Annotated in this window: 11 protein-coding genes; 5 read left to right on the top strand and 6 right to left on the bottom strand. The window is 56.9% G+C overall.

All coding sequences use genetic code 11. From position 1 onward, the window contains the following. Window positions 1–638, bottom strand: a 638-nt coding sequence (locus NV64_RS02570; RefSeq protein WP_101505287.1) for a sugar phosphatase, incomplete at its 3' end; no start/stop codon positions are given. A 21-nt stretch (window positions 639–659) separates the two neighbouring features. After that, window positions 660–1,112, bottom strand: a complete 453-nt coding sequence (gene yfbV, locus NV64_RS02565; protein ID WP_056239488.1) for a terminus macrodomain insulation protein YfbV — start codon at window positions 1,110–1,112, stop codon at window positions 660–662. Window positions 1,113–1,444: 332 nt separating this feature from the next. Here yfbV and ackA point away from each other — a divergent pair, with 332 nt between their 5' ends. From ackA to NV64_RS02545, 4 genes are all read left to right on the top strand, one after another. Next, window positions 1,445–2,647, top strand: a complete 1,203-nt coding sequence (gene ackA, locus NV64_RS02560) for an acetate kinase (RefSeq protein WP_056239486.1) — start codon at window positions 1,445–1,447, stop codon at window positions 2,645–2,647. A gap of 108 nt (window positions 2,648–2,755) precedes the next feature. Next, window positions 2,756–4,900 (top strand): phosphate acetyltransferase, encoded by a 2,145-nt coding sequence (pta, locus tag NV64_RS02555; RefSeq protein ID WP_101505249.1) that lies wholly within the window; start codon window positions 2,756–2,758, stop codon window positions 4,898–4,900. A gap of 688 nt (window positions 4,901–5,588) precedes the next feature. Further along, window positions 5,589–5,861: a hypothetical protein gene (locus NV64_RS02550; protein ID WP_146005436.1), complete on the top strand. Its 273-nt coding sequence runs from the start codon at window positions 5,589–5,591 to the stop codon at window positions 5,859–5,861. Window positions 5,862–5,922: 61 nt separating this feature from the next. Next, window positions 5,923–6,315, top strand: a complete 393-nt coding sequence (locus NV64_RS02545) for a cupin domain-containing protein (RefSeq protein ID WP_056239477.1) — start codon at window positions 5,923–5,925, stop codon at window positions 6,313–6,315. Between the two features lie 69 nt (window positions 6,316–6,384). On the opposite strand, the gene NV64_RS02540 is transcribed toward NV64_RS02545, so the two are convergent. Further along, window positions 6,385–7,080, bottom strand: a complete 696-nt coding sequence (locus NV64_RS02540) for a helix-turn-helix transcriptional regulator (protein ID WP_369814394.1) — start codon at window positions 7,078–7,080, stop codon at window positions 6,385–6,387. Window positions 7,081–7,227: 147 nt separating this feature from the next. After that, window positions 7,228–7,521, bottom strand: coding sequence for a helix-turn-helix transcriptional regulator (locus NV64_RS02535; RefSeq protein WP_056239475.1), 294 nt, complete (start codon window positions 7,519–7,521; stop codon window positions 7,228–7,230). Between the two features lie 233 nt (window positions 7,522–7,754). Between NV64_RS02535 and NV64_RS02530 the strand changes: the two genes are divergently transcribed. Beyond that, a complete protein-coding gene (locus NV64_RS02530; protein WP_056239471.1) occupies window positions 7,755–9,017 on the top strand; it encodes a 4-aminobutyrate--2-oxoglutarate transaminase in 1,263 nt (420 codons plus the stop codon). A gap of 167 nt (window positions 9,018–9,184) precedes the next feature. Here the strand turns inward: NV64_RS02530 and yfcD are convergent, their stop codons facing one another. Together yfcD and yfcF are read right to left on the bottom strand one after the other, a co-directional pair. Further along, entirely contained in the window at window positions 9,185–9,718 is a 534-nt protein-coding gene (gene yfcD, locus NV64_RS02525; RefSeq protein WP_056239470.1) for an NUDIX hydrolase YfcD, read from the bottom strand. A gap of 126 nt (window positions 9,719–9,844) precedes the next feature. Further along, window positions 9,845–10,486 (bottom strand): glutathione transferase, encoded by a 642-nt coding sequence (gene yfcF, locus NV64_RS02520; RefSeq protein ID WP_056239467.1) that lies wholly within the window; start codon window positions 10,484–10,486, stop codon window positions 9,845–9,847. Window positions 10,487–10,548 lie beyond the last annotated feature (62 nt).

Below are 10,548 nucleotides of genomic sequence, written 5' to 3'. Positions count from 1 at the left end.
ACGAAACCTTCTGCATCTTTATGGATAATCAGCTCTTCCAGCGAGCTCAGCGCCATATCCACGTCCTCAAGCCGCGGCGCGTCGGCCGGAGCGTTGACGGCGATCACGTGGCAGCCGGCGGCCAGCCCGGAAAGGATACCGGCGGCGGCGTCTTCCACCACCACGCACTGTTCCGGCTCCAGCTCCAGCAGCTGCGCGCCGAGCAGATAGGCGTCCGGCTCCGGCTTACCGCGCGTCACGCGCTCAGCGGTGACAAAGGCGTGCGGCTGCGGCAGCCCGGCCACGCGGTGACGGGCGCTGGCCACCGGCACCGATCCCGAGGTCACGATCGCCCAGGGAATAGCCAGCTCGTCGAGGGTCGCCAGCAGCGCCAGCGCCCCCGGCAGCGCCACGATCCCCTCCGTTTCGGTCGCTTCCAGCTGCTCCAGCCAGAGGAACTCGGCGCGGATCGCCTCTTCGGAGGCACCCGGCATAAAGTGGCGCAGCGAGGTAATCGCCTGCTTGCCGTGGATAAAGGCGAGGATCTCGTCCGCCGCAATACCGTGGCGTTCGCCCCAGATGATCCAGGACTGCTCAACCACCGCCAGCGAATCCACCAGCGTACCGTCTAAATCAAATAAAAAGCCTTTACTCTTCACTGCATGTTTCCTTATCGGGCGTCAGAGATCGTCGAGGAAGGTTTTATCCAGCTGCCTGAAGGCGCGCTTCAGCACGTCGGCCAGCGACTGATAGGTAGGTTTACCTTCAACCGGCGCAATCGCCTGCCCGGCGGCCTGCAGCTTATCGCGCACGTCGTTAAACCAGCTGAGCAGGGTCGGCGGCAGCGGCGTCACCGAACGCTTGCCCAGCCACCACAGCCCCTGCATCGGCAGACTGCAGGCGAACAGCGCGGTGGCAATCGCCGGGCCAAGCTGGCCGCCCAGTGCGATCTGCCAGCAGAGAGTGAAAATCGCCACCGGAGGCATAATCCGGATCGCGAAGCGCGTAACGCGCACGATACGATTTTCAGGAAACATTGGGGCCAGACGCTTGTCAGCAGGCCAGGTTTTCATATAGTGCTGGCCAAGCTGAAACAGCCTGAACCAACCCACGGAGCCGGACTCATTCGCCATGGCGGACCTCAACTTCTGTCATAAAAATTAAAAAAATTCTGCAACCTAACAACTTTACATAACATGATTCAAAACATTTTGTCTTTGTGAGCCACTGTGGTTATCCTGTGCGCGTTTTCGAACGCTGTGCGGATAGCCTGCGATCGACAATTTAACAGGTCATTAAAAAGCAGACAGCATTTAAAAAAATCCTGTAAAATATCCAAAAAATTTTGCGGATCGCGGGAGAAAGCTGAGCTCAGTATGACTTCAGTCATTAATGTACCAGCTTTCATGCGCTACGCTTCACTGTGTGAGTTTATTTTCGCCACTTTTAATCTATAGGACCTTCCATGTCGAGTAAGTTAGTATTGGTTCTGAACTGCGGTAGTTCTTCCCTGAAGTTTGCGATTATCGATCCGTCCAACGGTGACGAGTATCTGTCAGGTCTGGCTGAATGCTTCCACCTGCCGGAAGCGCGCATCAAGTGGAAACTGGATGGCGCCAAACAGGAAGCGGCATTAGGTGCCGGCGCAGCCCACAGCGAAGCGCTGAACTTCATGGTTAACAATATTCTGGCACAAAAACCAGAACTCTCTGCGCAGATTACCTCAATCGGCCACCGCATCGTCCACGGCGGCGAGAAGCTGACCCAGTCAGTGGTGATTGACGAGTCGGTGATTCAGGGCATTAAAGACGCCTCCTCTTTCGCACCGCTGCACAACCCGGCACACCTGATCGGGATTGAAGAAGCGCTGAAAAACTTCCCGCAGCTGGCCGATAAGAATGTGGCAGTTTTCGACACCGCTTTCCATCAGACCATGCCAGAAGAGTCTTATCTTTACGCCCTGCCGTACAAACTTTACAAAGAGCATGGCGTACGTCGCTACGGCGCGCACGGTACCAGCCACTTCTATGTCACACAGGAAGCGGCTAAGGTTCTGAACAAGCCGGTCAACGAAGTGAACATCATTACCTGCCACCTCGGTAACGGCGGCTCCGTTTCCGCCATCCGTAACGGCGAGTGCGTAGACACCTCAATGGGCCTGACCCCGCTGGAAGGCCTGGTGATGGGCACCCGCAGCGGCGACATCGACCCGGCGGTGGTGTTCTTCCTGCACGACACCCTCGGCATGAGCGTGGACGCGATCAACAAGTTGCTGACCAAAGAGTCCGGCCTGCTGGGCCTGACCGAAGTCACCAGCGACTGCCGTTACGTGGAAGATAACTACGACAGCAAAGCGGATGCGAAACGCGCGCTGGACGTTTACTGCCACCGTCTGGCCAAGTACATCGGCTCTTACAGTGCGCTGATGGATGGCCGCCTGGATGCGGTGATCTTCACCGGCGGTATCGGCGAGAACTCGGCGCTGGTGCGCGAGCTGTCGCTGAACAAACTGGGCCTGCTCGGCTTTGCCGTGGATCACGACCGCAACCTGGCCGCCCGCTTCGGCAAGTCCGGCTTTATCAATAAAGAAGGCACCCGCCCGGCCATCGTGATCCCAACCAACGAAGAGTTGGTCATCGCGCAGGACGCCAGCCGCCTGACCGCTTAAATCGTCTCTCTCCGTCAGCCCAGGCTGACGGAGTTGTTTTCAGCGCCAGAACAGTTTGATTGCCCGCCCGGCGCACCGCGCACCAGGGCGGCGGTAAGAGAGGTAAATGTGTCCCGTACTATTATGTTGATCCCTACCGGCACCAGCGTCGGCCTGACCAGCGTCAGCCTGGGTGTAATCCGTGCGATGGAACGTAAAGGCGTGCGCCTGAGCGTGTTCAAGCCGATTGCCCAGCCGCGCAGCGGCGGTGATAACCCGGATCAGACCACCACCATCATCCGTAAAAACTCCTCCATCCCGGCCGCCGAGCCGCTGGCGATGAGCCGCGTGGAATCACTGCTGGGCGCTAACCAGCAGGACGTGCTGATGGAAGAGATCATCGCCCGTTACCACGCCAATACCCAGGATGCGGAAGTGGTGCTGGTGGAAGGCCTGGTGCCGACGCGTAAGCACCAGTTCGCCCAGGCGCTGAACTATGAGATCGCGAAAACGCTGAACGCGGAGATCGTCTTTGTCACCGCGCTGGGTAACGACTCGCCGGCGCAGCTGAAAGAGCGCATCGAAGTTACCCAGAGCAGCTTTGGCGGCAACAAGAACAAAAGCATCACCGGCGTTATCATTAACAAGCTGAACGCCCCGGTCGATGAGCAGGGTCGTACCCGCCCTGACCTGTCTGAAATCTTTGACGACTCCACCAAGGCCAGCGTGGCCAATGTCGATCCAAAGCAGCTGTTTGCCAACAGCCCGCTACCGGTGCTGGGCTGCGTGCCGTGGAGCTTCGAGCTGATCGCCACCCGTGCAATTGATATGTGCCGCCACCTGAACGCGCGCGTGATCAACGAGGGCGATATCGCCACCCGCCGCGTGAAGTCGGTGACCTTCTGCGCGCGCAGCCTGCCGCATATGCTGGAACACTTCCGTCCGGGCTCGCTGCTGGTGACCTCGGCCGACCGCCCTGACGTGCTGGTGGCCGCCTGCCTGGCGGCGATGAACGGCGTCGAGATCGGTGCCATCCTGCTGACCGGCGGTTACGCCATCGACGCACCGATTCAGAAGCTGTGTGAACGTGCCTTCCAGACCGGCCTGCCGGTGTTTATGGTCGACACCAACACCTGGCAGACCTCACTGAGCCTGCAGAGCTTCAACCTGGAAGTGCCGAGCGACGATACCCTGCGCGTCGAGCGCGTACAGGAGTACGTGGCCAGCCATATCGACGCCGAGTGGATCGAGTCGCTGACCGCCACCTCCGAGCGCAGCCGCCGCCTGTCACCACCGGCGTTCCGCTACCAGCTGACCGAGCTGGCGCGTAAAGCCGGCAAACGCATCGTGCTGCCGGAAGGCGACGAGCCGCGTACCGTGAAGGCAGCTTCAATCTGTGCCGACCGTGGCATCGCCACCTGCGTACTGCTGGGTAACCCGGAAGAGATCCAGCGCGTCGCTGCGGCGCAGGGCGTCGAGCTGGGCAAAGGCATCGAAATCGTTGACCCGGTGGTGGTGCGTGATAACTACGTGCCGCGCCTGGTTGAGCTGCGTAAAAGCAAGGGCATGACCGAAGTGGTGGCGCAGGAGCAGCTGGAAGACAACGTGATGCTCGGCACCATGATGCTGGAAGCGGGCGAAGTAGACGGCCTGGTCTCCGGTGCGGTGCACACCACCGCTAACACCATTCGTCCGCCGCTGCAGCTGATCAAAACCGCGCCAAACAGCTCGCTGGTGTCGTCGGTGTTCTTTATGCTGCTGCCTGAGCAGGTGCTGGTGTACGGTGACTGTGCGATCAACCCGGACCCGAACCCGGAGCAGCTGGCCGAGATCGCCATTCAGTCCGCCGACTCGGCGCTGGCGTTTGGCATCGAGCCGCGCGTGGCGATGATCTCCTACTCTACCGGTAACTCCGGTGCCGGCAGCGACGTGGAAAAAGTCCGCGAAGCCACCCGCATCGCCAAAGAGAAACGCCCTGACCTGGTGATCGACGGCCCGCTGCAGTATGACGCTGCAATCATGGACGACGTTGCCAAATCCAAGGCGCCAAACTCGCCGGTGGCCGGCCGTGCCACGGTGTTTATCTTCCCGGACCTGAACACCGGTAACACCACCTACAAAGCGGTACAGCGTTCAGCCGACCTGATCTCCATCGGGCCGATGCTGCAGGGTATGCGCAAGCCGGTCAACGACCTGTCACGCGGCGCGCTGGTGGACGATATCGTCTACACCATCGCCCTGACGGCGATTCAGTCTAAACAGGCTGAAGGCTAAGTTCTCGCGGCGTTAAGCGCCGCTGCTGAAAAAGGGTTTGTGGCTTGCCAAAGGCCCTTTTTTTATGGCTGCATCCCCTTTCTGCGCAGGCTCCATCGCACGTTAAACGAAAATTAGTTTCTTATATTGTGAAGCTGCTTCAGGCGTAATTCAGACGTTTCAGTGATTTTCAGCAAGTTAAAACGTATTGTTCTTATATACCCCTTCGCATCATAACTGCATAACTAACAGGGAGGAATAAGAAGCGATATGACATACTTTGACGAGTTATCAGCGTTCGGCTTACCCAGGGAGCAAGTAGCGAGATTCAGCGTCTGCGATATTCACTATGAGGTATTTTTTACAGAGATAACTAAAGAAAATTCTTATGATTGCGCCGCACTTCTACCAGCAGAATTGCTATTACCCACGTATGCGCATCACTATGATGTAAATTTCGACACCAAGAGTAACAGGTTAAATCACACACCTTTCAAAAGAGTTGCACTGCTTCCACCCGGTAGCGGTACACGTGTAATGAAATGCGTTGAAAGAGTAATTTTTGATCACTATACTCAATTTAATGTCGGTCTTTACACTTTTTCCCCAGCCGACCATAAACTCATGAACCTGTATTGCCGATTTATTTCCAGGAAAAGACTGACAGGATATACCATTGAAGTGGGACTTGACCCATCAGGGAGAGCAAATGTCTTACGAACACCCAGATTCTATGACCCATTATGAACAATACCGGGTTCGCCAGCAAGAACGCGCCGCCAGGCTAATCCGCGCCATTGAAGAAGGCAGAACCCGAACGGTTTCTTCCGACGATCCGATTATTGAGGTTATTACGCCACGATCGGCTACGACAGAGCCAGAGCATGGCGAGGTATTTGCCTGGAATGCTGACACCGGTGAGATGATAAGGCTAAACAGGCGGGTGATATTACACAAGTCTGGTCAAAGCACTGAGCGCTAATTACTGGATCACGCAATCCGCCAGGATAAATTGGCACTGCACGTTCACAAGGAATAGTCTGATGATTGATATTGCCGAATTTACCACACTTAACGCCAAAACCGATCCCGCCGTTAATATCGCGATATCGCGGCTGATTTCTAAGCAGGGCATCAACGCCTGGGGCTCAGAGATCAAGCGCGGTCATCGTATCGGCTGCCACAGCCACACGGTGGGTGAAGAGTGGTACATCGTGCTGTCCGGTGAGGGAGAAATCTGGACAGCCGACGTGAAAGGTCAGCAGCTGCATAATAAACGTGTCAATCCGGTAAAAGCGGGATCAGTATTCTGTATTTATCCCGGTACCGCCCACCAGATGCGGGCGATCACCGATCTGAGCTTTCTGTTTCTCTGTCCGGAATCACACGTTTCCAGTGACAGGACGTTGTTCGATGACCTGATTGACCATACCTGAATTTAAGGTTTAACACGGTATTTCGCAAGAAAGTCAGAAAACTGGCCCGTAAAATCTGGCCAGTTTTTATTAATCAATCAGCGGTATTGACTCACAGCGTTTAAAGAAGCTTTGTGGGATATAGTTATTGATGTTGTTATCATGGCAGTACTCAATCAATCCGCGCTTGTTATTGACGCCGATTTTTTCGTACATGCTCTGCACATAGTTGCCGACGGTGCGCTGAGATAACCCGAGACAGACGGCGATCTCTTTGACCGAGTAGGTCTGCAGCAGGTAGAAGAGGATCTCCCATTCGCGGTCGCTGAATACCTTTGACGGAGGAGTGAATACCAGTGAAGTAGGGATTTTTATCTTATTCAGGCGAGTGAGAATTACATTTTCGACAGGTCTTCCATGCCAGACGGTCCCCCTGCACTCGCCTGTTACGTCATACAGTGGAAATTTATCGAAGAACCAGGGCTGAAGATAACTCTGGTTTTCAAAAGGATGGATCTCAAGAGCGGTTACTTTGTCACCAGAAATTTCCGTCTTACGATCGTGCTGGCGAAACTCATTGCCAAACTGAGACAGGCTGCAGGGAATGTCTTCATCAACCCGCCCTTCATAATTGAATTTCTCCGAAATCCCCAACAGTTGATTATGCCGTTTATTAACAAATATGAATTTGGATTCACGATCCCTGATCCCCCAGGGTTCATTACTCTGGCTAAAAAAATGAATTAGCGAACTGAGTATTTCCTTCATTCCATTGTCGTTCATCATCCTGTCTCCCGAACATCAGCGTGTAAAAGGGAGACTGTCAACATTCGCTCCCTGACAAATTCAACTTTGAATTTGTCAGTCAGGATACGCAACTTCCCTGTCGCGGAAAATTAAGAGGCTCACAGAAAAAAAATTATGGATTTATTTCTATTGTTCCCCTTTCTCCCTCACCCTTTCGGCGTGATTTTTTTTGAAAACCGGCCATTTCTTTACCTGGCCCTGTTCATCAAAATAGCGCTCCGGCCAGATTTCCTGCGGGGTTTTGCCCAGCGCGAGGGCAATGATCAGTTCGCCTTTCGGCCAGGGTTTGACCAGTGCGTTAGCCAGCGTGCCGGATGCCAGCCCGTGCTCTACGGACAGCGCTGCCAGCGATCCTTTGCATTTGCGAATGGCCGCCAGAATATCCTGCCGGTGCCAGTTTTTTCGCGTTTGATTATCCATTGTGTCTCTCCCTGAGTTCCGGTTGGGGCCGGAGCATGGCGCAGCCAACGCCGGCCTGGAACGGTTAATTCAAACCCAGGCAGCCGCTCAGGAACAGGGTAATATTAACTCCATTCCGCGCGTTAAAACGCATGTTCTTACCGGCAGGATCGCGCGCCATCCTGTACGCTGAAAATGTGCACATCACACGCCTGCCGCACTGCGTCGTCATTCACCAGGACAGGAGTAATAAAATGAGCAATCAGAGTATTCACCAGCGTCGTCTGGATGCCACACCGCGTGGCGTCGGCGTATTATGTGATTTCTTCGCCGTGAGAGCCGAAAATGCCACCCTGTGGGACCAGCAGGGGCGAGAGTACACCGACTTCGCCGCCGGAATTGCTGTACTGAATACCGGTCATCGTCATCCCAGAGTCGTGAGCGCTATCCGCGAGCAGCTGGAGTGCTTTACCCATACGGCTTTCCAGATCGTTCCCTATGAAAATTACATAATCCTGGCGGAAAAGCTGAATCAGTGCGTGCCAGTCGCTGGCCGCAGCAAAACCACCCTGTTCTCCACCGGGGCGGAAGCCGTTGAGAACGCGGTGAAGATCGCCCGTGCGGCAACCGGTCGCCCCGGGGTGATCGCCTTCAGCGGTGCCTTTCACGGCCGCACGCTGCTGACCATGGGCCTGACCGGTAAGGTCACGCCGTACAAAACCGGTTTTGGCCCCTTCCCGGGTTCGGTGTTCCACGCCCGCTATCCCAACGCGCTGCACGGCGTCAGCGTGGATGATGCGCTGGAGAACCTGGAAACCCTGTTCAAATGCGATATCAGCCCGCAACAGGTGGCCGCCATCATCTATGAACCGATTCAGGGCGAAGGCGGCTTCAATATCGCCCCGGCGGAATTTGTCAGCGCGCTGCGCAGGCTGTGCGACCAGCACGGCATCGTGATGATCGCCGATGAGGTACAGAGCGGTTTTGCCCGCACCGGCCGGCTGTTCGCCAGCGATTATTACCCTGAGGCCAGACCCGACCTGGTGACCATGGCCAAAAGCCTCGGTGGCGGCCTGCCGATCTCGGCGGTCAGCGGCCGTGCCGACCTGATGGACGCCCCGTTGCCGGGCGGGCTGGGCGGCACCTACGCCGGTAACCCGCTGGCGGTAGCGGCAGCGCTGGCGGTGCTGGAGGTGATAGAGGAGCAGCAGCTGTGCGAACGGGCGCTAAGGCTGGGAGAGGCGCTGGTGGCCACGCTGAGCGACTCTCGTCATCCGGCGCTGGCGGAGATCCGCGCGTTAGGTTCGATGGTCGCAGCCGAATTTATCGATCCAATCAGCGGCAAACCCGCAACAGATATCGCGCAGGCCATACAGCGCCGCGCGCTGGAGCAGGGGCTGATCCTGCTGACCTGTGGCGTGCACGGCAACGTGATCCGCTTCCTCTATCCGCTGACCATCCCGGATGCCCAGTTCAGCCGCGCGCTGACGTTACTGACGACCTTATTACGCGCATGAAATTCACCCCGGCGGGGAAAGGCAACATTGAGGCAGGAGAGTTTAACGGCGAGCTGGCGCGGGGAGAAGATGCGTCACTCCCTGGCCGGGTAAATCAGAGCGGAAGCAATAACGGGTTCATCGCAGAGGGACCGGCGCATACCGCAGCGGCGTGCGCCGGTTAGAGGTTACTCGCCGGAGCCGGAGCGCCCCGGTTCACCATTACGCGTCATCCACAGCGACAGCGCCTTCAGCGAGTCGTCGGTGAACTCATCGCAGCGCTGGGTGATCTCTTCCGGGGTCATCCAGATGATCTCATCCACCTCTTCTTCCTGCATGGCGAACGGCCCGTGGGAGACACAGCTGAACAGCCCGCCCCATACGCGACAGTGGGCGTTTTCGAAGTAGAACAGGCCGTGCTCGGCAAACGGCACTGCGGCGATGCCCAGCTCCTCTTCCGCCTCACGGCGGGCGGATTCAAGCATGCCTTCACCGCTCTGCACCACGCCACCGGCGGTGGCATCGAGCATGCCCGGCATAAAGTCTTTCGTTTCGGTGCGGCGCTGCACCAGAATTTTGCCCATGCCGTCGTGCACGACGATATACGTTGCGCGATGGCGCAAACACTGTGCCCGCATCTGCACACGGCTGGACTGTGCGATGACCTCGTTATGTTCATCAACGATGTCGACCCATTCCGTGCCCTGATCTTGCTCCACCATCCGAAACCCTTTTAGTTCTGGCGCCCGGCGCGCCGTTTGTGTGTTGTGCCGCGCGGTGCTGCGCGAGGCGCCTAAATTAATGTTTAACGCAGGCTGACGCAATCATCAATTTGTGCTCAATCCGCCTCAGGCCGGTTTTGATGATTCCGCCAGCCACAGCTGCACCGACGCACGCTGCCACTGGAAGTGCGCATAGTCGGCGATATGCGCCGGTAGCGGGTCGCCGTGCAGCGCCAGGCGGTTAAGCATCACCGCCAGATCGGTATCGGCAATTGACCATTCGCCAAACAGATTCTGCTGGCCTGCGGGGAGCAGACGCTCAACGGCGGCAATCAGTTTAGCGGCCGCCTGCTGCCCGGCGGCGTCCAGCGGGGCAAAGCGCTCGCCGGCAAACAGTACCTCGGTCGGGCGCTGCTGGCGGATCGGCATAAAGTCGCTGCGCAGCCAGGCCTGGATTTCTCGCGCTTTGGCACGTTTTTCCGCGTTGCGTGGATAGAGGCGCTCAAACTCCGGTGCCGGAAAACGCTCTTCGAGATATTCGCTGATGGCGGAAGATTCGGACAGCTGAAAGTCGTCCACCTGCAGCGTCGGCACCCGCTGCGTCAGAGAAAGCCGGCCATAGTCCGCCCCGTGATGTTCCTGCGCGGCCAGATCGACCCGCTTCAGCGCGAACGGAATGCCTTTTTCACTCAGGGAGACGTACACCGACATCACATACGGACTGAAAAAACTGGCGTCTGACCATAGGGTAATCGTTGGGTAACTCATCCGTGCATCCTCTGACGTTCAGCAATGGGAACCCTTTGTTTATCTGGTTTTTATGCCGAAGG

The organism is Erwinia sp. B116, assembly GCF_002865965.1.
Lineage (GTDB): Bacteria > Pseudomonadota > Gammaproteobacteria > Enterobacterales > Enterobacteriaceae > Erwinia.
This window is presented reverse-complemented; position numbering and strand designations above follow the sequence as displayed.